We start from the raw sequence: 21,303 nt of genomic DNA on the forward strand, positions 1-21,303 counted from the left end.
CATGAGTGACAGAGGACAGGTGTTCACACTCGAAGCGCTGGTCTCCGGGATGCTCCTCCTGGGCGCGATCGTCTTCGCGCTCCAGGCGACGGCCGTCACGCCACAGAGCGCGACGACGGCGAGCGCCCACTCCGTGACCCAGCTCGAACGGGTCGCCTCGGGCGTCCTCGAAGACGCTGCTGAGGACGGGTCGCTGAAGCGGACCGTCCTCTTCTGGGACCCGGACGCCAAGGCGTTCTACGGGCTCGACGCGTACGAGTCCGGCTACGCGAACGGCGACCTGCCGACCGCGTTCGGCGAGCAGCTCCGCCGGAGCTTCGCGAGCGACGGCGTCGTCTACAACGTCAACGTCCGGTACCAGGTCCCCGGGGACGACCCCGAGACCGTGCGTATCGTCGACAGCGGCACGCCGAGTGACGACGCCGTCCGCGTCGCCACGCTCGTGACGCTGTACGACGAGGACCCGCTGTACTACGACGGCGACGGCGACGAGTCGACGCCCGCGGTCGCGGGCACCGACACCGTCTCGTCGGTGCCGTTCTACGCGCCCGACGACTCGCCCGGAAGCGGCCTCTACAACGTCGTCTCCGTGGAGGTGGTCCTGTGGTCCACCTGATTCCGTCGGGAGCGAGTGAGCGTGGGCAGGTCCTCCTCGTGACGACGTTCGGCATCGCCGTCCTGCTCGTCGCGCTGACGCTGGTGTTGAACGCTTCGGCGTTCGCCCAGACGATGGCGACGACCAGTGACGACGACACCCGGGAGGCTATCGGGTTCACCGTCGCGGCGACGGACGGCGTCTCGGGAGCCATCGCCCACGCCAACGAACACAGCGACGGCAGCCAGTCCGCACTCCGGACCGACCTCGAGACGAGCGTCGCTGACTGGAGTGCCAGCGCCGACGACGACGCTGCCAGACGCGGCGGGCACTCAGAGGTAGCCCTAACCGGGTCGACCCACGAGACGCGAATCAACCAGACCGACTCGACGCGGGATTTCCAGAGCGGCGCGACCAGCCCCGAGAGTGACTGGACGCTCGCGAGCGACGTCACTGCGGCGAGCGACCTGCGGTTGAACGTCTCCAAGAACTCACTCGTCGAATCCGACCTCGACGGCGACGTCGCCACCCTGACCGGCGACGGCGTGTTCACTGTCCTCGTCACCGAGGACGACGGCGACACCTGGCGGCTGTTCGCCTACACGAACAGTTCCCAGGTCGTCGTCAAAGTCCGAGACACGAGCGGTACCCTGCACGGTGGCTGCACCGTCAGCGGTCCGCCGGGACAGGACGTCACCATCGACCTGGTGACCGGGGAGCTCGACGGGAGTTCCTGCAGTTCGCTCGACACCTTCGGCGACGTCGAAAGCCCGTACAGCATCGAGTTCCGCTCGGCGGACAACGTCGTGGGGACCTACACGATGCTCGTCGAACACGCACCGACCGGCGTCGACGACAGCAACTACGCCGACGACGCGGCCAACGGCCCGACCGCAGACGGTCAGATATCGTCTGCCACCGTCCGTATCACCTACGTGACGTCGAGCGTCGAGTACGTCACCGAGACGACCGTCGAGGGGGGTGATGCCGATGCATGACCGCGGCGTCTCGCCCGCCGTCGGCTTCGTGACGACGCTGGCTATCACGCTGCTGCTGGTCACCTCGCTGTTCACGTCGACCGGCTCGCTCGTCTCGGCCGAGCGCGACAGCACCGTCCAGTCTGAACTCGACGTGCTGGGCAACCGGTTCGCCGACCAGCTGACCGCCGCAGACGCCCTCGTCCGTGCAACTGACGCGCCGACGACGGTCCGCGTCACCGACCGACTGCCCGAACGCGTCGCCGGTGAACAGTACCGCATCGCCATCGAACAGACTGGCACCAGCGGCGACGCCTACCAGTACCGCCTCGTGGTCACGAGCGCCTCGGTCGAGGTCTCGGCGGTCGTCGACCTCAAGACCGGCACGCAGATCGAGGAGACGTCCGTCACCGGCGGCGAGTTCGTCATCTCGTACGACGCGGCCACCGGAACCCTGGAGGTGACCCAGTGACCGACCGCGGCCAGAGCGCGACGGTCGGATTCGTGGTCATCTTCTCGATGGTCCTCCTGATGGTCGCACTCATCAGCGTCAGCGGCTTCGCGACCCTCGACCACGTCCAGGACGCCGAGCGCGTCAACAACGGCGTTCGCTCGTTCGAGATCCTCTCGGACAACGTCGACGACGTCGTCGGCGACGAGGTGCCGAGTCGAACGACCACGGTGAAGCTCTACAACTCGCAGCTCTCGGCGGCCGAGACGACGACTATCGAGGTCGCCGTCCCGGCCGACGACTTCACCCACCGGTTCGAGGTTACACCAATCGTCCTCGATGCCGGCACCGGGACGGAGGTCGTCTACGAGAACGGCGCGGTCATCCGGTCGGACCCCGACGGGCAGGTGATGGTCGACTCACCGACCATGCTCTTGACCACCGACTACACCGTCATCCCGGTCGTCCGGACGACCCCTGTCGGTTCGACGTCCGTCGCCGGACAGACCAGCGCGACGGTCCGGACCACGCACGAGGGGACGACCGTCCTGCGGACGGACACCGAGTCCGACGACGTGACGCTCACGGTGACCAGCCCACGCAGCGAGGCGTGGCTCCGCTACCTCGACGCACAGCCTGGGACCGACACCTGTAACCGGGTGGCCAGCGACACCGTCTCCTGCACGCTGGATACCAGCGAGGTCACGGTTTCCGTGACCGATATAGCCGTCCGGTTCGACAACTAATCGAACGGACCCCGGCACCCCCTCTCATCCCCCGGGGGCGGCCGGGGTCGCTCCTGAACCGAGACCGATGAACAGTCGACTGGCACAGCTGTCGGGTCGCACGCCGGGCAGGCTCCGGCTTCTCCTCGGATTCCTCGCGACCGTCGCGCTGTTTCTCTTTGCCGTCCAGTTGCTCGGAACCGCCACGGAGGCCGTTGCACCCCTGGTGGCCCGTGTCTTCGCTCGCAACGTCGTCGGCGACGGCGCCGCACTCGGGCTGAGCTGGCTCGCGGCGTACGTCCTCGCCAACGGCTCTGTCGTCGCGACGCTCTCGGTGTCCCTGTTCACGGCCGGCGTCGTCTCGACCCAGCAACTGTTCCTGATGGTCGCCGGGTCCCGCCTCGGTGGCGCAGCGGTGGTGGTCCTCGTCGGCGCGCTCGATTACTTCCAGAAGGACCGGCTCTCGGTCCAGGAAGCGGTCAGCCTGGGCACGCTCACGTTCGTGTTGACCCACTCGATATTCCTCCCGGCCACGGTGCTCGGCTACGTCGCGCTCCCGCTCCTCGACGCGTCTGGGTTCGGTGCGGGCACCGCCACTGCCATCGAGTTCCGGGCGCTATCGACGTTCGACCCGCTCACCGAGGCCGTCACGACGGCCATCGGCCCCGGGCTCTCGGTCCTGCTGGCCGTGGCGCTCGTGTTCGGGAGCCTCTCGCTGTTCGACAGGTTGCTCGCACGCGTCGACGAGGCGGCGCTCCAGCGCCATCTCTTCGCGCATTTCCGCCACACCTGGGTGTCGTTTTTCGCCGGGCTTCTGATAACGGGCGTCGCGACGAGCGTCGCGTTCTCGCTCGGTGTCGTCGTCCCGCTGTACAACCGCGGGTACGTCGACCGCGACGAACTGGTGCCGTACATCCTCGGTGCGAACGTCGGGACCTTCTTCGATACGGTGCTGGTCGCCGTCGTGCTCGAGTCGGTCACCGGACTGGTCGTCGTCCTCGAGCTGGTCGCCGTCGCGACGCTGCTCACGCTGCTCGCGATGGTGGCCTACGACCAGTACCGCCGCGTCGTCACCGCGCTGGACACCCGACTCGCCACGGACCGGCGGGTCTTCGCTGCCTTCCTGTTCGCGCTCCTGGTCGTCCCGCTGGCGTTCCTGGTGGTCCCACTGCTGCTCCGGTGACGCGGTCACCGTCCGATTCATCAAACGATATAATGGAGCGAGTCGGGACCTCTGATATGAACGAGACAGTTCAGGACCTGCTCGCTGGCAACGCCGAGCACGCTCACGAGTTCGCAGACCGCTTCGACGATCTGCAGGACGCACAGCACCCCGACGCCGTCACCGTCTGTTGCTCCGATTCCCGGGTCCTCCAGGACGCCATGTGGGACAACGATGCGCCCGGACACGTCTTCACCGCCGGGAACATCGGGAACCGCGTCGTCCAGCAGACCGAGTCGGGTCCGGCCGTCTCGGGCGACGTGCTGTACCCGGTCGCACACACGGGCACCGACACCATCGTCGTCGTCGGGCACACCGGCTGTGGGGCCGTGACGGCCACCTACGGCGCACTGACCGACGGCGTCGACGAACCCGCCGGCATCGAGCACTGCATCGGCATCCTGAAGCCACATCTGGAACCGGGCGTCGAGGAACTGCCAGATGGCTTGGAGGAGAGCGAGGCCATCAACCGCCTGGTCGAGTACAACGTCGACCGGCAGGTCGACTTCCTGCTCGATAGTGACGACGTTCCCGATGGGACGGACGTCGTCGGCGCCGTCTACGACTTCCAGGACGTCTACTCCGAGCACCGCGGCGAAGTCCACGTCATCAACGTCGACGGCGAGACGGACGTCGAGACGCTCCGCGAGGCCCATCCCGAGGTCGCGGACCGCATCACCCGGCTCTGGACGTACTGAGCGCGATTCGAAGCACGAACCCCGGATGTCATATCGCCGCGCACGCGCTCGTGACCGACACCGACGGAGCGCCCGGTACGCGCCCACTCGTTCGTCGGGCGGTCTCCGTGTCGGGTGATTCGTCAAGTGGCGCGTCCCAACAGGTAGTCACACTATCACAGTGACGACCGTGCCTGGGGAACCGTGGCGTAGTCACAGAGCTGAAGACGCCGACTGCCGAGGGACGACTATGAGCGCCGAACAGTCGTTCGACGTGATGCGTGCCGTAGCGACGGTCGTCGCCGTCGGGGTGCTGGGCACGCTGGTCGGGTACTTCCAGCAGGGGTCGCTCGCCGGTGCACTCACACTCGGCTTGACAGTCGCTGCCGCCGTCGCCGTGGGCATCGTCATCTTCGACCGGTTCTTCCGGTACGTCCAGCGGTAGCCTTCCGTTGTCGGGCGTAACTGTCGTATCGTCGTCCTACGGGTTATACACGGTGCCAGCGGAGCCACGAGGCATGAATGGATTCTCGTCCGAGAATGGTGTTGGACATCGAGGTAACCAAGGCGCCGCTGGAACTGACTGACGAAGGGCAGTCTCGGCACCTCAGCGACTCTCCCGTTGCTCGACCTTGTTCAAATGGATGAAATCCACCATACAAGCTACTGAAACGCCCCGCCGAAAACCACTAGTCACGTTCTGATGGTAAGGTTCTTTTTCCGTGGTAACGTAGTACCAGCTATGTCAACAGAGACGGATGGGCAGGGACGGCTGTACATTCCGAAAGAGGTGCGCGAGAAGTACGGCCAGAAGTATCATATCGTTATGTACGAGGATAGACTTGAGCTGATTCCGGTCGCGGACGACCCACTCGCAGCTGTCCGCGAGGCGGCAGGCGAACTTCACGATGCATCCGTCGATAAAATTCGAGAGGATATCGAGGCGGAGGCGAAAGACGAGGCTGAGGAGGCTGGCGGGGACAGATGACGGTGTACGTCGAGACGGATTTTTTGCTCGCACTCGCCAAAGATACTGATTGGTTGCAGGTCCCCGCAGAGGACGCCCTTGTCAAATACGATATCGAAACGTCACCGTTCTCGTATCTCGAACTCCTCCTCGCTCGGGAACGCTACGAGTTCGACTACGTTCCGCTGGTGGCGAACCTGCTCGAACTCGTCCCCGTGCGAGACGAAGAGGAGAAGCAGATCGTCCTGAAGGCCGTCAACTACTACGACGATGGGATGACATCGTTCGACGCTTTCCACGCAGCGACTGCGGAAACGCGAGGGATGGACGTGCTCTCGTCCGAGAAAGACTACGAAGACATCGAGATAGAACGAGTCCCACTTGAACCGACCGACGAGGAATAACTTCGGACTGAGGATAGAGCACCACCCGAACGAAGCGTGGTGCTCGTAGCGATTGTCGTGACCCCGAGTGCGACAGATCTTGTCAGATCTTCCGGTTGCTCGCCGAGTCCGAAAACTCGCAAGGTGCGTCGAGAACTGACACCACACTGCACTAGTACGTGGCTAGAATCCCTCTAACACTCGTCTTTCCCCCTACCGACTCTCCCGTTGCTCAACTTTGTTCAGGTAGCTGAAATCCATGATGGATTCTCGTGTAAATAGAGGTGTTTCAGTTCCAGGGAGGCCTATATCATCCGCCATAGCTCTCGAAAGGGAATTGTATATAAAGAAACGGGAATAGTGAAAATGCGGCCTTGTTGAACCCCTCAATCAGTGATTGGTTTTGGTAGCCGTGCTGGATACACAGCGCGAATCGGTCAGTGACGCGTCCAGAAGATCAGTCCATCACGCTTCGCCGGAATATATTCTCTCAATTCACGGCTTCCAACGGCTATGATAGCACGTGTCTCTGCTAGTTTATATCAGTGAGAATGGAATAGTTGCTGATGAGTTCACCAACCACATCCTCAGGAAAGTACGACGTTTCTCTCGGAAATCTCAGTGCACGACTGGACGTTTCTCGGACGGAGAACGAGGCGAACGTGGCCATCGTTGAGCACACGCTACCGCCGCAGACGCTGGCGGCACCGCTCCACCGCCACAGCCATGAGGACGAGATTTCCTACGTGCTGGAGGGCGAGATGACCGTACTGGCGGACGAGGAACTGACGACCGTACAAGCGGGGGAGTCGGTCGTGAAAGGCCGAGGAGTCTGGCACACATTCTGGAACGCTGGCGACGAACCGCTCCAGTTCCTCGAAATCATCGCCCCAGGTGAGTTCTCGGAGTACTTTGAGGAAGTCGCACGACTCGGGCCACCCGACCCGACGGACGAGGAATGGGTCTCGCAGTTCCTAGCGATCGGCGAACGCTACGGTTTCGAGGCCGACCTTGAGAGTGTCCCGGCACTCCTCGAAAAGCACGACCTCCAGATGTAGAACGGTCGATCAGCTGTCCTCCGAATCGTTGCTACATACACCCTCTCTATGCAGCACGCGACGCCTGTTATCTGACAGGCTACTGACCGATGATTATCTAGACGTATCGACCGCGTAGCGATTCTCGACAGTTAATTGCTTCGTGAGCAAGTGCCCTCACACATCTCGTCACTCGCCCCAAATTCTGTTTTGAATCCGTGCCCCTGACACCGACGAATCCATATCGTCGCTCACCGAGCCAGGAACGAAAGAACAACTACCGGAAGAGAATTTTGCGACCCGAACCGCAATAGAAGCCTTGAAACGGTTGAATTCAGCTATCTGCTCTCTCTTTGTTCAACTTTGTTCAGCTCGATGAGCAGTCGGAAGACGGCCTTCACGAGATTGGACTCGACGTCGAACCGTTCGGCGTTCTCGCCGGCGCGGTCCATCACGGCCTGCTCCTGGGCCTCGTCGGTCGTCGGCAGGTCCTTCTCCGCTTTCACCTGCGCGATAGTGTCGGCCACGTAGGTCCGCTGGGCGATCTTCTCGACGATCTCCCGGTCGATGGCCCGTATCTCCTCGCGCAGTTCGTCGAGTGACATGTCCTCGGGGTTCGGCTCTGTACTCATACTGTCTGTGTTCCTTCTGTTTGCGTCGTGGTCAGCAGCGTCCGTCCGTCGCGCCGGTCCCAGTACGCCTGGACCTGTTCGAGCGCTCGTCGTTCGCCGACGGCGGTGAACGACGGGCCGGTGCCCGACAGCGAGACGCCCTGCACCTGGCCCATGGCCTCGACCAGCGGTTCCGAATCGAAGCCGAGCGCGGCACAGAACGCCAGCCCGTTGACCGTCATCGCGCGCTGGTAGTCGCCGTCGAGCGCGAGGTCCTCGACCAGGCCGGCCATCGGTGCGATCTTCCGGCAGCGGTCGACGTCGGCGTCGGCGCTGAACGACTGCTCCGGTGGCGTCCAGACGAGCACGTCCCAGTCGACCTCGTCGCGGGCCAGCAGTTCGTCGGCCTCGTTGTCGGTGACGGTGACACCGCCGAGCATCGAGGCGGAGGCGTCGTCGAACGCCCCGGTGACTGTGACACCGACGTCTCTTGCGGCCATGACGCCCAGTCGCGCCACGTCCTCGCGGGTCATCCGGTCTGTCGCGTCCAGTGCGTCGAGCGTCGCCAGCACCGTCGCGTTCGCCGCGGCGCTCGAGCTCTTCAGACCGGACGCCATCGGGATGTCGCTCTCGGTGCGGACGTGCCCGCCTGACACCGCGGGGAATCCCACGGTCTCTGGGCCGCCGTGCGAGTCGATGACGTACTCGACGCAGCGCTCGACGAGGCGGGTGTCGGCCTCGGGCGCACCGTCGACCTCGCCGGTGACGCCCTCCTCGTCTTTCCACAGCTCCACCGTAGCCGTGGTGTACTCGTCGATGGCGAACGCCGAGCCTCGGCCGGTCGCGAGCGCGTTCAGGACCGTTCCGGCGGCGGGCGCGGCTGCCTTCCCTTCCATCGCTCCCTACTCCCGCCCGGGAGTATTTACTACCTGCGGAACCGGCCACGCCGGCGCGGACAACGCGCAGTTTTTGGGTCGGCGGCCGAATGACCGGGTATGAGCAACCGGTCCGACATCGCGCCATCGTCGCTCTCGGTCGAACTGACCGAGGACGGCGTCGCCGTCGAGTACCTCGACGGGCGGACGGCGTTCTACCACGGCATCCCGTCGAAAGTCGAGGAGCGCGTCCGTACCGCCCCGGGAAAGGACACCCACGTGCTGATAACCGACGAGACGGAGACGACGGGCATCCTCGTCTACGTCAACGACCTCCGGACCCACGACGACATCATCGAGGAGAGTGGCGTCGGGCGGGTCATCCTCCAGAACGGGGACGAGGACGAGCTGTTCCCGGGGGTCACAGTCCGCGACCACCAGATGCGCGTCGAGGTCGAGGTCGACTTCGACGTCGCGGACGGCCGCGTCTTCGTCTTCGAGGAAGACGACATGGGCGAACGCAGCTTCGAAATCGTCCCGGAAGAAGTCTGAACTGCCAGGTCAGCCCTGGCCCTGTCCCGCCTCGCTCGCCTTCGCTCACTGGATGTACGACGGGTCTTCGTCGTCACAGTTCGACTCGTGCTGTTGCGCGTCCTGCCGGTCGTCGAACATCAGCCCGCAGACCTCGCATTTGTACCAGGTCATGTCGTCCCGCTCGGTCGTGACTACCATGTGACACACTCTGGTGTGCGGCCGTATATTGTTTTCGCGCGACACGAAGGGAACCCTCAAGGGCGCTCGACGGCTACGAGGGGGCATGAGTGGGTCCAGCGACGACGGTATCGAGCTGACGGTCGAGGGGGCGCACAAGCGGGACGCCGGCCGCGGTATCGCGCGCCTCACCGAATCCGCGCGGAGCCAGCTCGGCGTTCTGAGCGGCGACCCCGTCATCGTCGAGGGCGACCGGATGACCGTAGTGAAGGTGTGGCCCGCGGACGAACAGGGCGAGTTCGTTCGCATCGACGCCGATACCCGGGCGAACGCCGGCGTCAACATCGGCGAGACGGTGACCGTGAGCCAGGGATCTGTGGTGGCAGCCACCGACATCGCCGTCCAGCCGGTGGACCCGATTCCGGGGACCGACGAGTACGAGTACACCGTCCGGGACCGGCTGGTCGACCGGATGGTCCAGGCCGACGAACGCGTCCACGTCGAGGGACTGGGGACCTTCCTCGTCAGGCGGACGACGCCGGACGGCCCGGTGCAGGTCACCGACGAAACGCGCGTGACGGTGCTCGCGAGAGACGGCGAGGGCAAGTCCAGCGGGACGCAATCCTCTCCCTCGCCGTCCAGCAGCGACCGGGTCAACCCCGAGACGGCCGAGACAGAGACGGGCATCAGTTACGAGGACATCGGCGGCCTCGACGAGGAGCTCGACCGCATCCGCGAGATGATCGAGATGCCGTTGTCGGAACCCGAGCAGTTCCGGCGACTCGGTATCGACCCGCCCAGCGGTGTCCTCCTGCACGGGCCGCCGGGGACCGGGAAGACGCTCATCGCCCGCGCCGTCGCCAACGAAGTGGACGCGTACTTCGACACCATCTCCGGCCCCGAAATCGTCTCGAAGTACAAGGGCGAGAGCGAGGAGCGCTTGCGCGAGGCGTTCGAGCGCGCGGAGGCCAACTCGCCGGCCATCCTGTTCATCGACGAGATCGACTCCATCGCGGGGTCGCGCGACGAGGACGCCGACATGGAGAACCGCGTCGTCGCGCAGCTGTTGACGCTGATGGACGGTCTCGAGGAGCGCGGGAACGTCGTCGTCATCGGCGCGACGAACCGGGTCGACGCCGTGGACGAGGCGCTGCGCCGGGGTGGCCGCTTCGACCGCGAAATCGAGGTCGGCGTCCCCGACGAGGCCGGCCGACGCGAGATTCTCGACGTCCACACGCGCGAGATGCCCATCGACGACGAGGTTGACTTCGACAGCATCGCCGCCCGGACGCACGGCTTCGTCGGCGCGGACCTCGCTTCGCTGACGACGGAGGCGGCGATGGTGGCGCTGCGGCGGGACCGGGACAGCCCGGCGGTGACGAAGGCGGACTTCGACGAGGCGCTGGCGACGGTCGAACCGAGCGCGATGCGCGAGTACGTCGCCGAGTCCCCCGACACCACCTTCGACGACGTCGGCGGTCTCGAGGAGGTCAAGCAGGTCCTCACAGAGGCCATCGAGTGGCCGCTGGCCTACACCGACCTGTTCACCGCGACGAACACGGACCCGCCCAGCGGCATCCTGCTGTACGGCCCGCCTGGGACGGGGAAGACCCTCCTCGCTCGCGCCGTCGCCGGCGAGAGCGACGTCAACTTCATCCACGTCGCGGGGCCGGAAATCATGGACCGCTACGTCGGCGAGAGCGAGGAAGCGGTCCGGAAACTGTTCGAGCGGGCCCGCCAGACCGCGCCGAGCATCATCTTCCTGGACGAGATCGACGCCATCGCCAGCCACCGCGGGCAGGGTAACGAGGTGACCGAGCGGGTCGTCTCCCAACTGCTCGCCGAACTCGACGGCATCACGGAGAACCCGAACCTCGTCGTGTTGGCCGCGACGAACCGCCGGGACATGATCGACGACGCACTCCTGCGGCCGGGCCGTCTCGAGCAACACGTCGAGGTCCCCAATCCTGACTCGACCGCACGGGAGGCGATTCTGGCCGTCCACACCCGGCAGAAACCGCTCGCAGCGGACGTCTCGCTCGCCGACCTCGCGGCCGACACCGAGGGGTTCTCCGGGGCGCAACTGGAGGCCGTGGTCCGCGAGGCGTCGATGCTCGCCATCAGGGAGGCCGCGAGCGAGCTGGGCCCCGAGGCCGCGAGCGAGCGCGCGGACGAAGTCGTCGTCACTCGCGAGCACTTCGACCGGGCCGTAGAGCACGAACGAGCACGGTAATCGGAGATCGCAGCGAGCGTCGCGCTCCGCGAAGCGTGATGGCATGACGAGAAAGGCTGTCCGGACAGCCTTTGGCGGACGAGCGACGCCGTGTGGCCGAGCAGCGAGACGGGCGTTGAGTTACCGGCGTGACGTGAAAAGCGCCGTGCCGGCATGTGACTGTATCCACCCCACCTTCAAAAAATGCCCGGTGTGAGTCGTGCCTACTCCCTGTCGTCCGTCGATTCCGTGCTGTCCGCCCCGGCTCCTCGCTCCTCGTTTTCGGTACCACCCGACTCGTCTTCGGTGTCCGTCGTCCCGGAATCGCTCTCGTCGGCCTCCTCCCCGACATCCGAGTCATCGGACCGCACCGACGGCAGCGAGAAACTGCGGCCACGGAGGGCGCGGCGAACGCCGAGCACCGGCACGGCGAGGACGGCCAGCCACGGGAGGGCGGCCGCGCCGGTCACTAGCGTTGCTCGCCCGAAGACGTAGACGTCCTCGACGGACCCGAGGAAGACGGCCACGAGCGACTGCTGGTGGTACTGCGCCCGGATGTCGCTCGCACCCGGCGCGGGCTCACGGAGTTCGACCCGCAGCGTCGAGAAGGCGACCCGCTGTTCGAGCGAGCGGCGCTGGGCTTCGAGACGCTCGATTTCGCCCTGGACCTCCGAGAGCTGCTCCTCGATGCGCAGCAGCTCCTCGGTGTCGTTGGCGCGACTGTAGAACGTCCGCAGGCGGTCACGGCGCTGGCGGAGGTTCTCCAGCCTGGCCTCCAGGTCGACCAGCTGGTCGGTGACGTCCTGGGTCTCCGTCTCCTCGGAGACGATGGTCCCCCGAGCGCCGGCGTACTCTTGCATCGACTCGTAGTCCTCGCTGGGGATACGGACGACGACGTAGCCGGTCCGCCACGTCGCGTTCCCGGACCGGTGGAGGCGCTGGTTGGAGTCGCTGACGTAGCCACCGAGGCTACGTGCCTCCGCCGCGACCGCGGTTCGACTCGTGGAGAAGTTGTCCACTTCGACGACCATCCGCCCCGTCCTGATGATGGCTCGCTGCTGGCTGATTGCGTCAGCCTGTGCGACGCTGTCTGCGCTCCCGCCGCCGTCACCGCCCGATTGCTGTGCCTGTTCCTGAGGTGCTTCCGCATCCCCACTGGCAGCCAGTTCGCCGCCGTCTCCACCACCGTTCGCGCTCACGGGGTTGCCGGCGCCCGCACAGCCAGCCAGCAACAGGACCAGTGCGACGAGCAGGGGGGCAAATCTCTTCGAGGACATAGTCCCCACTCCTCAGGGAGAGAATAAAGGGCTCAGGGACGCTCAAAACGCGCTTTGTGTGAAAGAGCGACTGTGGTCTTCACCAGTCTGTCCGGACGTCTTCCAGCGCGGGGAACTCGTCACGGACCCGCTCGACGCGGCCCGGGTCGACGTCCGCCGTCACCAGCGCGGGGTCGTCGCTCGAACTCGCGAGGGTGGTCCCCCAGGGGTCGAAGATGGTCGACCGGCCCAGCAGCTCCGTCTGGTCGAACGTCCCGACGCCGTTGGCCGCGGCGACGTACAGGAGGTTCTCGACTGCGCGCGCTCGGGGGAACAGCTTCCAGTGCTCGACGCGCGGGTAGGGCCAGGCGCTCGGGACCAGCGTCAGCGTCGCGCCCTTCTCGACGAGCTGGCGGTGGAGCTTCGGGAACCGGAGGTCGTAGCACGTCGAGATGCCGACGGTGAACCCCTCGTACTCGACGGTCGGGAGCCGCTGTCCGGGCTCGAGCAGGTCGGACTCGGCCGACCCGTAGCCAAAGAGGTGGTGCTTGCGGTACACCGCCCGGCGCTCGCCGTCCCGGTCGAAGAACACTGCCGTGTTCGCCAGGCCGTCGTCGGTCGGCACCGGGATTCCCGCTGCCGCACTGGACTCGAGGTCTTCGACGATGCTCCCGGCCAGTACGGCGACACCCTCTTCGACGGCCGTGTCTCGAATCGTCGTGAGCGTCTCGCCGTCCAGAGCCTCCGCCCGGCGGCCGTACAGTTCGAACGCGAAGTAGCCGACGTTGAACAGTTCGGGGAGGACCACCAGGTCCGCGCCGTCGGCCGCCGCTCGCTCGATAGCGTCCGACGCCCGCTCGACGTTCCCCTGGACGCTTCCCGGATCGACCGTGATCTGTGCGAGCGTGAGTCTCATGCTGTCACTTCGAGGTCCTCGCGGAGCGCGGCCTCGAGATTCTCCATCTCCTCGTCCAGGTTCCGCTTGAAGAACCGCTCGACACCGGGGAGTCGCCCGTCGACGATGAATCGGTTCGTCAGGACGGTCCCGCCGTCCGCTGTCTCCTCCAGCTCGTGTTCGCCCTGGACGCGCATCACCTTCGACTTCCCGACGAACCGGACGTACTCGGGGTAGCGACGCTCGACGTCCTTCGTCTCGACCTTGAGCGTCCGGTTCACGACGGGAATCGGGAGTTCGAGGTACCAGTTGGCCTGTTCGTCGTCGACCACCTCGAAGTCGGTGACGACGCTGATGGGGCGTGCTCGTTTCTCCGGGTCGGCGATGAATTCCCAGACGCGTTCGGGCGCCGCAGAGACGGTGATGCTTCGTTCGACCCGGACAGTCATAGCTCTCAGTCGGGTCTGCTCCCGCAATAATCCTCCGACTATCCCGTGGTCACGCGCCAGGTCGTCGACCGGGCGCGACCCCACTTCTCGATCTCGACCTCGTCGGCTTCTTCGGCGAGCCGGGGGAGTCGGGCCCCCACCTGTTTCGCCGAGAGGCCGATCTGTGACGCGATGTTCTTCGCTCGGAAGTAGCTCTCACCCCGAGAGACGCTGTCGCGGAGGTACTCCAGAATCCGCCGGTCTTCCTCGCTGAAATCGGCCATAGCAGAAGTAGGGTCTGAACGGATTTAATGATTGCTCTTGTGAACGCGCCTCTGGCACGGCCTCACGCGTCGTAGACGTGAATCGCGACGATTGACAGGCCGGCCGCCAGGAGGCCGATGCCGAACACGATGCCGCTGGTGATACGGACCTGCGCGACGCCGTTGAGTGCGTACGCGTAGCCGTTCGTCGCCGTCAGGACGACGGCGATCAGCGCGACGATACCGAAGACCAGACCGAGACCGAGCCCCATGTCGGTCTCGGGCGTATTCGATGCCATTGTGTGCGCTACCGCTGTGGCCCACTTAGTTCATTCGGGCCCGGGACGAGCCGTGTTTCGGTTAGCGGTGATTGACTCAGAGAGCCAGGAAGCCCCGACTCGCTGGACGAAGGCGGACGACGCAAGCACCTACCGGAGCGTGGTTCGAGAGACCTCCGGTCTCCCGTCCTGGTGAGTGGGCCTTGCGCGGCGCTGCGCGCCGCGAAGTAGAGGGGGGGTGAAACCGCCTCACAGCCCGCGAACCAAAGCTGAGAACGCTGGAACTTTCCGGCTGTTCAACCATCCCAACCTCGCACCTAAACACGACCCCTGGCCGAGCCACCGAGCATTTACCGCCCGAAGATAGAGGGGGGTCTAATGGCAGGGAAACTGCGGACGGTGGCCATCGTCGGTATCGCCCTCGTCGCGCTCGTCGGGGCCGGCCTCGTGCTGGGCGTCCTCGGAGCGCCCAGCGTCGATTCGGTCGAGAACCACTTCGGGACCGTCTCGGAGAACACGACGACGGTCGCGACGGACCTCCGGGTCTCGAACCCGAACCCCATCGGGGTCCAGCTGGGCGGCGTCTCGGTGAACTACACTGTCGGGATGAACGACGTCTCTATGGCCTCCGGAACCAAGGACGGGCTGTCCGTGGAGCAGGGCAACTCGACGCTCGAGTTCTCCACCCAGATGCAGAACGACCGCATCCCCGCGTGGTGGTACACTCACGTCCGGAACGGCGAGGTGACCGACGTCACCATCGACGCGACGTTGACGTCCTCGACACTCGGACAGTCGTTCTCGACGGCACAGGAACGGACCATCGAGACCGATATCATCGGTCAGTTCAACTCGTCGGAGACCCGGCCGGTGGACGCGAACCAGCCCCTGATCTCCGACCCGGTCCTCTACGTCAACGAGACGAGCGGGGCGTGGGACCGGGCGAACCTCACGCGCGAGCGGACCCCGATGGCGCTCGATTTCACCGTCTACAACCCCAAATCGATCCCCTACGCCGTCACGAAGGTGGGGTACACCATCACGATGAACGACGTGACCGTCGGTGCCGGTGAGTCAGACCGCGGGTACGTCATCGCACCGCAGTCGACCGAGACTATCGAAGCGAGGACGACCATCAGGAACGAGCACCTTGACGAGTGGTGGGTCACACACCTCCAGCGAAATCAGGTGACCGACCTGCACATCGACTTCTACGTCGTCGTCGAGGGCGCCGGTGAGTCGTTCCGCATCGACCTCGATGCCATCGACTACGACACCACCATCGAGACGGACATCTTCGGGAACAAGGCGCAGTATCCGACGGGGACCGAATCGGAGCCGTCCGGGAGCAGCGACGCCGAAGAAGGGGAGCCCGAGACGGCCACGTCGACGCCTGCGGAGACCGAGACCAACACTGCGTCGGCGACTGACGACGGCGGCCTCCTCGGCGATGGCACTACGGTGACTGACTCACCGACACAAACGGATACCCCGACTGAAACGCCGACACCGACCGAAACCGCGACCGAGGACGACGGCCTGCTGTAGCGCCAGTCGCTCGGCTTACTGAATCTTCGTGTGTTCCGACTGCTCGTTGAGCGCGAGGTTCGTGGCGATCTCGGCGTTCCGGACCGCGTACTCGGCGGTCTGCTGGAGACTGACGAGCACCTCTCGGACCTGCAGGAGGTCCTGGTTGTCCATCTCCGGGAGGTCGTTGAGGATCTCGTGTTCCTTGTCGCCGATCTCGCGGTACATCCTGCGGACCTCGATGGTGGTATCGTAATCGCGTTCGACGGCCGACTGCACCGAGAGCTCGGTGATCTCGTTGACCTGGTCGGTGAACTCGCGGATGCGGCGCATCGTCCCGCTGTCGACCGCCAGCGAGTTCTCGTCCGCTTCGAGCGCGATTTCCGCGATGTCCTCGGCGTTGTCGGCGGTCAGTTCGAGGTTCTTCGCGATAGAGCGGTAGCCGATGAGGGGGAACCCGTCTTCGAGGCCGACCGCCCGCGCGAGGTTCGGGTTCTGGTAGGCAGTGAAGATGAGGCGAAGCAGGAGGACGAATATCTTGTTCGCCTGCCGTTCCCGGTTGAGCGCCCGCTGGGCGAGGTCCGGGTTGCCGTGGGCCAGCGCCTTGACGGCCTCGTTTCGCATCGTCGACCCCGTCGATTCGAGGCGCTCGAGCAGGTTGTCGAGCGTGAAGTCCTCGGGGTCGACCGAACACCGGATGGCGATGCGCTCGGGCGTCTCCTCGATGACGCCCAGGCCCATCAGCTGCGTCTCGGCGTTGTAGACGGCGTTGATGTGTGCCGAGTCGAGCGTCCCGCCCTCCGGTGCCTCGACGTGGATGACTCGCCGGCCGAGCACGTACTGGGCCACGATGGCCCGCTCGACCGCGTCGGCGTCGAGGTTCTCGGCGTAGATGATGGCTTCCGACTCCTCCGTCTGGACGGATTCGGGCATGACCGTCAGCGTTCCTTTCCCGCCCATCCGGAGCGACACCTCGTCGCCCTTCTCGACGTCGTGTGCGCTCGCCCACTCGGCGGGGAGCGTCATCGCGAGCGTCGAGGGACCCAGTCGCTGAACTTTCCGCGTTTCCATATCCCCTTGGTTAGAGATACCCAACCTTAATCTTGACTATACACAACTTAATAGCCGGCGATGTATACAATCATGTTAGACTCGGGTGCAGGGTGACCGGATGTGGTCATCGAACCTCGACGAGTCGCCGTTCGTGGCGTCCCACTCGGACCTTCAGCCAGCCGCGGAGCGCCTCGTCGAGCGCCTCGTCGCCGGTGTCGACCCGTAGGGTCCCGATGTCGTCGAGCTTCCGACGGGAGGCGACGACCTCGAGGTCACACTGCCGGATGACAGCTGGCGAGAGCTGTTGGTTGCCCCGCCCGAAGACGAACCCCTGGCCGCCGATGGGCGAGACGACGATGACGTTCCGCTCGCCGAGGATGTCCAGGATATCGGCTTCGGCGGCGTCTTCGACGAGCACCTCGCCGTCGCGCCACACGTCGACACCTAGCGTCGTTCCCTCGAAACCGAGTGCGTCCTTTATTGCGCCCACGGTGCTGCCTGGACCGAGCACGTAGGTGACCCCCGCCTCTACGCTGTCGGCGACGCCCTCAGCGAGTGTCTCGACAGTGCCACCGCCGAGCTGCTTGGCCGACTGGCGTTGTTCGGCCACCGGGACGGTCGCGACCGCGCGGAGCTCCGTCACGACCTCGCCGCCCCGGAAGGCGTCCTCGTCGATGTCGTTGACCTCGGCGCGTTCGGTCTCCGAGAACGAGGCGACGATGCGGCCGGCCGCCCGCGGCGAGACGCCGAACACCGACGAGTACACCTTCACGCCGGCCGGCACACCGAGAATCGGCGTCTCGTCGGCCAGCGCATCGAGCGTCTCGGCCACGTCGACGGCCGTGCCGTCGCCGCCCACGAACAGAATCGCGTCGACGCCGGCGTCAACGAAGGCTCTGACGGCCGCCCTCGTGTCCTCGCTGGTCGTCTCGTCTTCGTTCCGCGGTTTGCCGACGACGTCGGCCTCGAACCCGGCGTCCCGGACGAGCGACGCTCCCATCGGGTCGCCGTAGGTCACCAGCGTTATCCCGTCGCCGACCTCGGCGAGCGACTCCAGCGCGGCGCGTGCTCTGTCGGGCGCTCGCGGTTCGGCCCCTTTCTCGCGTGCCTCGGCTACTTTCCCGTCGGTCCCCTTCAGTCCGACGCGGCCGCCCATCCCGGCGATTGGGTTGACCACGACACCGATTCGTCGCATCTGCTACCGCTTGGACAGGCAACGGCAAAAGCCACCCGGGAACGCATGTTTCAAGCCGCCAGCCGCAGAACGGCGCGTATGGTCACGCTACTCTCCAGTCACGTGCAGCCGGGGGTCATCAACGCGGCGGGCGCGGCGCTGACACTCGGCGGATTGTTGCTGACGTTCATCTGGCTCCAGTACCTCTACCGATAACCGATCGAGGTCGATCACTGGGTGTCTGCCGGCTCGACGCGGTCCCGCAGCCACGCCGCGGCCGCCTCGACGTCGTCCTCTTCGGGCCCCTCGAACCGGACCCGGACGTTCTCGCCCGGGTAGCTCCCCACCTTCACCGGGAACGCCTCCTGGACTGCCGCGAGGCGGTCCAGGAGCGCACTCTCTGGCTCCGCGGCGTCGACCGTGGCGACGTACCGGGGCTGTCCCGAGAACTCGTCTGCGACCTCCTCGAACATCCGTTTCATCTCGCCGGGCACGCCCGGGAGTACGTAGCAGTTCTCGACGACGCAGCCGGGGGCGACGCCCTCGTGGTTCGGCAGCACGCGCGCCCCCTCTGGCACGTCGCCCGTCCCGTCGGTCAGGTCGTCGCGGGTGTAGCCGCCGTTCTCTTCGAGCCACGTCAGCGCCTCCTCGCTTTCGATCACGTCGCGACCGAACGCCGCGGCGACGCCGTCGATGGTCATATCGTCGTGCGTCGGGCCGAGGCCGCCGGTGACGACGACGGCGTCGTACTCCGCGTGATACTCGTTGACGACGCGAGCGATGTCGGCGAGGCGGTCCGGCACCGTCGTCACTCGCTCGACGGTGACGCCACGCTCCGCGAGCTGTCGACCCAGCCAGGCCGCGTTCGTGTTGACCGTCTCACCGGCGAGCAGTTCGTCGCCGACCGTTACTACCGCGACACGCATACGCAGCGCTAAGGGAAGCGAGATACATATACTGTGGGTCAGTGGTAGCGGGCACTCACCCGGACTACCGCATTCCGGGCGGCGGGCCGCGGTCTCGGGGGTCGTCGTCGTGGTCCTCCTCTTCCAGGTCGATGCCGGCCTCCTTCCGGCGGCGCTTGACCTCCTGGAGTTGCCGATAGTAGTACAGCACCCCGCCGGTGCCGACGATGATGGCGACGATGGTCAGGCCGCCGAAGATGAGCAGGTCACGCTGCAGGTAGTATCGGACACTGAGTCCCCGCGTGGTGACCTCCTCCCACCGAATCGTCTGTCGGTCGTTCTCGACGGACCTCGCGTCGCTCCCGGGGCTGACCTGCGAGAGCAGCGGGATGCCGACGCGACCGTCCGGCGGGAGCGTGATGGCGTAGGATCCCCCGTCGACGAGCGTCGGCGTCGCGAACGTCTTGCCCAGGCGGGGCGCGGTGAACGCCACCTCGCCGGTGACGTTGCCTGGGAACTGTATCTCGGTCCGTCGGCCGCCCTCGGTGGCGCTCATCGAGGAGTTGGCCGCGCTGATAACCGTCCCGTTGTCGTAGCGAAAGCGGAGCGCGCGGATGGGTACCGACTGCTCGCGCCCCAACCCGTCGCGGGTGTACACCTCGAACGTCGAGTTGTTCCGCACGTCGTAGACGGCGGTGTAGGACGACCGGTCGACGACGAGCGTCGCGTCTTCCGGCGTCTCCCACTCGTAACTCGCGTTCTGGTTCAGCCGCGCAGGGTCGGACTCCTGGGGGCCGAAGAGCGCGGTACAGCCCGAGAGGGCGAGCAGTGCGACCAGACCGAAGAGAGCGAGGTGACGCCGTTTCATGGGTCGAGTTCAGGGGACGACTGCGAGCAGCTCCGACTTCATGAACCGGCCGATGTCGGCCAGCAGTCCCGGTGCGTCGGTGTCGGGGTTGCAGATGATGCTCTGTTCCAGCAGCCCGATTCGCTCGACGGTGACGATGTCCTGGGCGTGGCCGGCGCGGTTGACCGTCGCGCGGGCCTGCGAGCGGGTGACGCTGTTGGCGTTTACCCGTCCGTTCCCGCGCGACCAGTCGTAGAGCCGGTCGACCTCCTCGTCGGCCAGGCGGGGCTCGTCACCGGCGACGAACCGCAGCGGCATGTGCTGGACGATGCCGAACCGCTTGCGAATCTGCGCCGGCGACCCCTGACCGAGATTCATGCCCTCGGGTGGAATCCGGACCGTCTGCCCGAACCCGACGTCTAAGACGAACCCGTCGTCGTCCCACGAGTCGAGTGTTCCGACGTACGTCTCGCCGTCCTCGTGGGACGTGACCAGTTCGCCGAACTCCTCGCGCAGGAGGTTCCGGGCCACCGTCGCGTCTGCGCCGTCGACGGTGACGCTGGGGAAGTCGTCCTCCCGATGGCCGACGTCGAACGAGACGTCGAGGTCGCCGAACTCGTTGTCCACCAGCGACCGCAGGCTGTCGAGTGCGCGCTGTCGGGCGTCGCCCGTCACGTACACCTTCGTTCCGAGAACGACCATCAGGCTTCCACGCTATCGACGTTCAGTTCGTCCCGCAGCTGCTCGATACGGTCCTCCATCGCCGTCACGAGGCGCGTGTTCTCCATCGCTTCGACCTGGTTGCCACAGTCGGGACAGGAGAAGCCGAACTCCATCGCCTCGCCGAACTCGAAGCGGATGCCACAGTGCTCACAGAGGTAGAACTCGTTGTCCCGCTCGTACTGGCGGCGGTCCTCGAGCCCCTCCAGCAGGCGGTAGAGCTCCTCTTCGAGCTGTTCCGGAATCTTGTCGTACTCGAACGTCCAGAGGTACGTGAGCCACCCGGAGTCCTCGTCGCGGAGGCGGCGATACGTCGCCAGGTCGTTCTCGTACAGGATGAAGAGCGCTCGGCGAACGTCGTTGAGTTCGAGCCCGAGCTCCTCGGCCAGTTCCTCGTCGGTCACTTCGCCGTCCGGCGGCGCGGCGGCGACCGGCATCCCCTTCGGTCCCACCAACTCGTGGAGGTATTTCTGTATCACGGGGTCCTCTAGAAGATCCTCGAAAGCCATTACCC

The 21,303-nt window shown here is 65.6% G+C and carries 27 protein-coding genes; 13 read left to right on the top strand and 14 right to left on the bottom strand.

What is annotated here, in order from left to right; translation table 11 throughout:
* Position 1 precedes the first annotated feature (1 nt).
* From P1L41_RS10690 to P1L41_RS10735, 10 genes are all read left to right on the top strand, one after another.
* Entirely contained in the window at positions 2-616 is a 615-nt protein-coding gene (locus P1L41_RS10690; RefSeq protein WP_276295715.1) for a DUF7288 family protein, read from the top strand.
* On the top strand, positions 604-1,593 hold the full coding sequence (locus P1L41_RS10695; RefSeq protein ID WP_276295716.1) for a DUF7261 family protein: 990 nt from the start codon (positions 604-606) through the stop codon (positions 1,591-1,593). The genes P1L41_RS10690 and P1L41_RS10695 overlap by 13 nt, the downstream gene beginning before the upstream one ends.
* Positions 1,580-2,044, top strand: coding sequence for a DUF7266 family protein (locus P1L41_RS10700; protein ID WP_276295717.1), 465 nt, complete (start codon positions 1,580-1,582; stop codon positions 2,042-2,044). Before P1L41_RS10695 ends, P1L41_RS10700 begins: the two co-directional genes overlap by 14 nt.
* Positions 2,041-2,769 (top strand): DUF7289 family protein, encoded by a 729-nt coding sequence (locus P1L41_RS10705; RefSeq protein WP_276295718.1) that lies wholly within the window; start codon positions 2,041-2,043, stop codon positions 2,767-2,769. Before P1L41_RS10700 ends, P1L41_RS10705 begins: the two co-directional genes overlap by 4 nt.
* Before the next feature lie 67 nt (positions 2,770-2,836).
* Complete coding sequence (locus P1L41_RS10710) at positions 2,837-3,931, top strand: sodium:phosphate symporter (protein ID WP_276295719.1); 1,095 nt, start codon at positions 2,837-2,839, stop codon at positions 3,929-3,931.
* A gap of 56 nt (positions 3,932-3,987) precedes the next feature.
* The gene (locus P1L41_RS10715) at positions 3,988-4,668 is read left to right on the top strand and encodes a carbonic anhydrase (RefSeq protein WP_276295720.1); all 681 of its coding nucleotides are present in this window, start codon (positions 3,988-3,990) and stop codon (positions 4,666-4,668) included.
* Between the two features lie 229 nt (positions 4,669-4,897).
* Positions 4,898-5,092, top strand: a complete 195-nt coding sequence (locus tag P1L41_RS10720) for a hypothetical protein (protein ID WP_276295721.1) — start codon at positions 4,898-4,900, stop codon at positions 5,090-5,092.
* A gap of 297 nt (positions 5,093-5,389) precedes the next feature.
* Positions 5,390-5,635, top strand: coding sequence for an AbrB/MazE/SpoVT family DNA-binding domain-containing protein (locus tag P1L41_RS10725; protein WP_276295722.1), 246 nt, complete (start codon positions 5,390-5,392; stop codon positions 5,633-5,635).
* Complete coding sequence (locus P1L41_RS10730) at positions 5,632-6,018, top strand: PIN domain-containing protein (protein WP_276295723.1); 387 nt, start codon at positions 5,632-5,634, stop codon at positions 6,016-6,018. The genes P1L41_RS10725 and P1L41_RS10730 overlap by 4 nt, the downstream gene beginning before the upstream one ends.
* Positions 6,019-6,659: 641 nt before the next feature.
* Complete coding sequence (locus tag P1L41_RS10735) at positions 6,660-7,055, top strand: cupin domain-containing protein (protein ID WP_276295724.1); 396 nt, start codon at positions 6,660-6,662, stop codon at positions 7,053-7,055.
* A 317-nt stretch (positions 7,056-7,372) separates the two neighbouring features.
* Here the strand turns inward: P1L41_RS10735 and P1L41_RS10740 are convergent, their stop codons facing one another.
* Both P1L41_RS10740 and P1L41_RS10745 read right to left on the bottom strand, forming a co-directional pair.
* Positions 7,373-7,666 carry a chorismate mutase gene (locus P1L41_RS10740; RefSeq protein ID WP_276295725.1) on the bottom strand — a complete coding sequence of 98 codons (294 nt, stop codon included), beginning with the start codon at positions 7,664-7,666 and terminating at the stop codon, positions 7,373-7,375.
* On the bottom strand, positions 7,663-8,541 hold the full coding sequence (locus tag P1L41_RS10745; protein ID WP_276295726.1) for a shikimate kinase: 879 nt from the start codon (positions 8,539-8,541) through the stop codon (positions 7,663-7,665). The genes P1L41_RS10740 and P1L41_RS10745 overlap by 4 nt, the downstream gene beginning before the upstream one ends.
* Positions 8,542-8,640: 99 nt before the next feature.
* Between P1L41_RS10745 and P1L41_RS10750 the strand changes: the two genes are divergently transcribed.
* Positions 8,641-9,072 (top strand): DUF5796 family protein, encoded by a 432-nt coding sequence (locus P1L41_RS10750; RefSeq protein ID WP_276295727.1) that lies wholly within the window; start codon positions 8,641-8,643, stop codon positions 9,070-9,072.
* A 45-nt stretch (positions 9,073-9,117) separates the two neighbouring features.
* Here the strand turns inward: P1L41_RS10750 and P1L41_RS10755 are convergent, their stop codons facing one another.
* Positions 9,118-9,252: a DUF7128 family protein gene (locus tag P1L41_RS10755; RefSeq protein ID WP_276295728.1), complete on the bottom strand. Its 135-nt coding sequence runs from the start codon at positions 9,250-9,252 to the stop codon at positions 9,118-9,120.
* 85 nt (positions 9,253-9,337) lie between these two features.
* On the opposite strand from P1L41_RS10755, the gene P1L41_RS10760 reads away from it, so the two are divergent.
* Positions 9,338-11,464 (top strand): AAA family ATPase, encoded by a 2,127-nt coding sequence (locus P1L41_RS10760; protein ID WP_276295729.1) that lies wholly within the window; start codon positions 9,338-9,340, stop codon positions 11,462-11,464.
* 203 nt (positions 11,465-11,667) lie between these two features.
* Here P1L41_RS10760 and P1L41_RS10765 read toward each other — a convergent pair whose 3' ends face one another.
* The 5 genes from P1L41_RS10765 to P1L41_RS10785 all read right to left on the bottom strand — a co-directional run bounded on the left by P1L41_RS10765 (position 11,668) and on the right by P1L41_RS10785 (position 14,584).
* Positions 11,668-12,720: a DUF4349 domain-containing protein gene (locus P1L41_RS10765; RefSeq protein WP_276295730.1), complete on the bottom strand. Its 1,053-nt coding sequence runs from the start codon at positions 12,718-12,720 to the stop codon at positions 11,668-11,670.
* A 79-nt stretch (positions 12,721-12,799) separates the two neighbouring features.
* Positions 12,800-13,615, bottom strand: a complete 816-nt coding sequence (locus P1L41_RS10770) for a carbon-nitrogen family hydrolase (RefSeq protein ID WP_276295731.1) — start codon at positions 13,613-13,615, stop codon at positions 12,800-12,802.
* Positions 13,612-14,043, bottom strand: coding sequence for an SRPBCC family protein (locus tag P1L41_RS10775; protein WP_276295732.1), 432 nt, complete (start codon positions 14,041-14,043; stop codon positions 13,612-13,614). Before P1L41_RS10775 ends, P1L41_RS10770 begins: the two co-directional genes overlap by 4 nt.
* A 38-nt stretch (positions 14,044-14,081) precedes the next feature.
* The gene (locus tag P1L41_RS10780; RefSeq protein WP_276295733.1) at positions 14,082-14,306 is read right to left on the bottom strand and encodes a DUF7123 family protein; all 225 of its coding nucleotides are present in this window, start codon (positions 14,304-14,306) and stop codon (positions 14,082-14,084) included.
* Between the two features lie 62 nt (positions 14,307-14,368).
* Positions 14,369-14,584: a DUF7525 family protein gene (locus tag P1L41_RS10785; protein WP_276295734.1), complete on the bottom strand. Its 216-nt coding sequence runs from the start codon at positions 14,582-14,584 to the stop codon at positions 14,369-14,371.
* A gap of 357 nt (positions 14,585-14,941) precedes the next feature.
* Between P1L41_RS10785 and P1L41_RS10790 the strand changes: the two genes are divergently transcribed.
* Positions 14,942-16,111 carry an LEA/WHy family protein gene (locus P1L41_RS10790; protein ID WP_276295735.1) on the top strand — a complete coding sequence of 390 codons (1,170 nt, stop codon included), beginning with the start codon at positions 14,942-14,944 and terminating at the stop codon, positions 16,109-16,111.
* Positions 16,112-16,126: 15 nt separating this feature from the next.
* On the opposite strand, the gene P1L41_RS10795 is transcribed toward P1L41_RS10790, so the two are convergent.
* From P1L41_RS10795 to tfe, 6 genes are all read right to left on the bottom strand, one after another.
* Positions 16,127-17,161 (bottom strand): phosphate uptake regulator PhoU, encoded by a 1,035-nt coding sequence (locus P1L41_RS10795; RefSeq protein WP_276295736.1) that lies wholly within the window; start codon positions 17,159-17,161, stop codon positions 16,127-16,129.
* 106 nt (positions 17,162-17,267) lie between these two features.
* Positions 17,268-18,338, bottom strand: coding sequence for an ATP-NAD kinase family protein (locus P1L41_RS10800; RefSeq protein WP_276295737.1), 1,071 nt, complete (start codon positions 18,336-18,338; stop codon positions 17,268-17,270).
* 209 nt (positions 18,339-18,547) lie between these two features.
* Complete coding sequence (locus P1L41_RS10805) at positions 18,548-19,243, bottom strand: competence/damage-inducible protein A (RefSeq protein WP_276295738.1); 696 nt, start codon at positions 19,241-19,243, stop codon at positions 18,548-18,550.
* Positions 19,244-19,307: 64 nt separating this feature from the next.
* Positions 19,308-20,090: a DUF5803 family protein gene (locus P1L41_RS10810; protein WP_276295739.1), complete on the bottom strand. Its 783-nt coding sequence runs from the start codon at positions 20,088-20,090 to the stop codon at positions 19,308-19,310.
* A gap of 9 nt (positions 20,091-20,099) precedes the next feature.
* Positions 20,100-20,771: a DUF2110 family protein gene (locus P1L41_RS10815; protein WP_276295740.1), complete on the bottom strand. Its 672-nt coding sequence runs from the start codon at positions 20,769-20,771 to the stop codon at positions 20,100-20,102.
* Positions 20,771-21,298, bottom strand: coding sequence for a transcription factor E (tfe, locus tag P1L41_RS10820; protein ID WP_276295741.1), 528 nt, complete (start codon positions 21,296-21,298; stop codon positions 20,771-20,773). The genes P1L41_RS10815 and tfe overlap by 1 nt, the downstream gene beginning before the upstream one ends.
* Between the last annotated feature and the right edge of the window lie 5 nt (positions 21,299-21,303).

Source organism: Haloarcula ordinaria (assembly GCF_029338275.1).
Classification (GTDB): Archaea; Halobacteriota; Halobacteria; order Halobacteriales; family Haloarculaceae; genus Haloarcula; species Haloarcula ordinaria.

Coding starts and splice junctions, on each gene's coding strand:
- P1L41_RS10690 (WP_276295715.1), top strand. CDS start 2: ATGAGTGACAGAGGACAGGTGTTCACACTCGAAGCGCTGGTCTCCGGG.
- P1L41_RS10700 (WP_276295717.1), top strand. CDS start 1,580: ATGCCGATGCATGACCGCGGCGTCTCGCCCGCCGTCGGCTTCGTGACG.
- P1L41_RS10710 (WP_276295719.1), top strand. CDS start 2,837: ATGAACAGTCGACTGGCACAGCTGTCGGGTCGCACGCCGGGCAGGCTC.
- P1L41_RS10715 (WP_276295720.1), top strand. CDS start 3,988: ATGAACGAGACAGTTCAGGACCTGCTCGCTGGCAACGCCGAGCACGCT.
- P1L41_RS10720 (WP_276295721.1), top strand. CDS start 4,898: ATGAGCGCCGAACAGTCGTTCGACGTGATGCGTGCCGTAGCGACGGTC.
- P1L41_RS10725 (WP_276295722.1), top strand. CDS start 5,390: ATGTCAACAGAGACGGATGGGCAGGGACGGCTGTACATTCCGAAAGAG.
- P1L41_RS10730 (WP_276295723.1), top strand. CDS start 5,632: ATGACGGTGTACGTCGAGACGGATTTTTTGCTCGCACTCGCCAAAGAT.
- P1L41_RS10740 (WP_276295725.1), bottom strand. CDS start 7,666: ATGAGTACAGAGCCGAACCCCGAGGACATGTCACTCGACGAACTGCGC.
- P1L41_RS10745 (WP_276295726.1), bottom strand. CDS start 8,541: ATGGAAGGGAAGGCAGCCGCGCCCGCCGCCGGAACGGTCCTGAACGCG.
- P1L41_RS10750 (WP_276295727.1), top strand. CDS start 8,641: ATGAGCAACCGGTCCGACATCGCGCCATCGTCGCTCTCGGTCGAACTG.
- P1L41_RS10755 (WP_276295728.1), bottom strand. CDS start 9,252: ATGGTAGTCACGACCGAGCGGGACGACATGACCTGGTACAAATGCGAG.
- P1L41_RS10760 (WP_276295729.1), top strand. CDS start 9,338: ATGAGTGGGTCCAGCGACGACGGTATCGAGCTGACGGTCGAGGGGGCG.
- P1L41_RS10765 (WP_276295730.1), bottom strand. CDS start 12,720: ATGTCCTCGAAGAGATTTGCCCCCCTGCTCGTCGCACTGGTCCTGTTG.
- P1L41_RS10770 (WP_276295731.1), bottom strand. CDS start 13,615: ATGAGACTCACGCTCGCACAGATCACGGTCGATCCGGGAAGCGTCCAG.
- P1L41_RS10775 (WP_276295732.1), bottom strand. CDS start 14,043: ATGACTGTCCGGGTCGAACGAAGCATCACCGTCTCTGCGGCGCCCGAA.
- P1L41_RS10780 (WP_276295733.1), bottom strand. CDS start 14,306: ATGGCCGATTTCAGCGAGGAAGACCGGCGGATTCTGGAGTACCTCCGC.
- P1L41_RS10785 (WP_276295734.1), bottom strand. CDS start 14,584: ATGGCATCGAATACGCCCGAGACCGACATGGGGCTCGGTCTCGGTCTG.
- P1L41_RS10790 (WP_276295735.1), top strand. CDS start 14,942: ATGGCAGGGAAACTGCGGACGGTGGCCATCGTCGGTATCGCCCTCGTC.
- P1L41_RS10795 (WP_276295736.1), bottom strand. CDS start 17,161: ATGGAAACGCGGAAAGTTCAGCGACTGGGTCCCTCGACGCTCGCGATG.
- P1L41_RS10800 (WP_276295737.1), bottom strand. CDS start 18,338: ATGCGACGAATCGGTGTCGTGGTCAACCCAATCGCCGGGATGGGCGGC.
- P1L41_RS10805 (WP_276295738.1), bottom strand. CDS start 19,243: ATGCGTGTCGCGGTAGTAACGGTCGGCGACGAACTGCTCGCCGGTGAG.
- P1L41_RS10810 (WP_276295739.1), bottom strand. CDS start 20,090: ATGAAACGGCGTCACCTCGCTCTCTTCGGTCTGGTCGCACTGCTCGCC.
- P1L41_RS10815 (WP_276295740.1), bottom strand. CDS start 20,771: ATGGTCGTTCTCGGAACGAAGGTGTACGTGACGGGCGACGCCCGACAG.
- tfe (WP_276295741.1), bottom strand. CDS start 21,298: ATGGCTTTCGAGGATCTTCTAGAGGACCCCGTGATACAGAAATACCTC.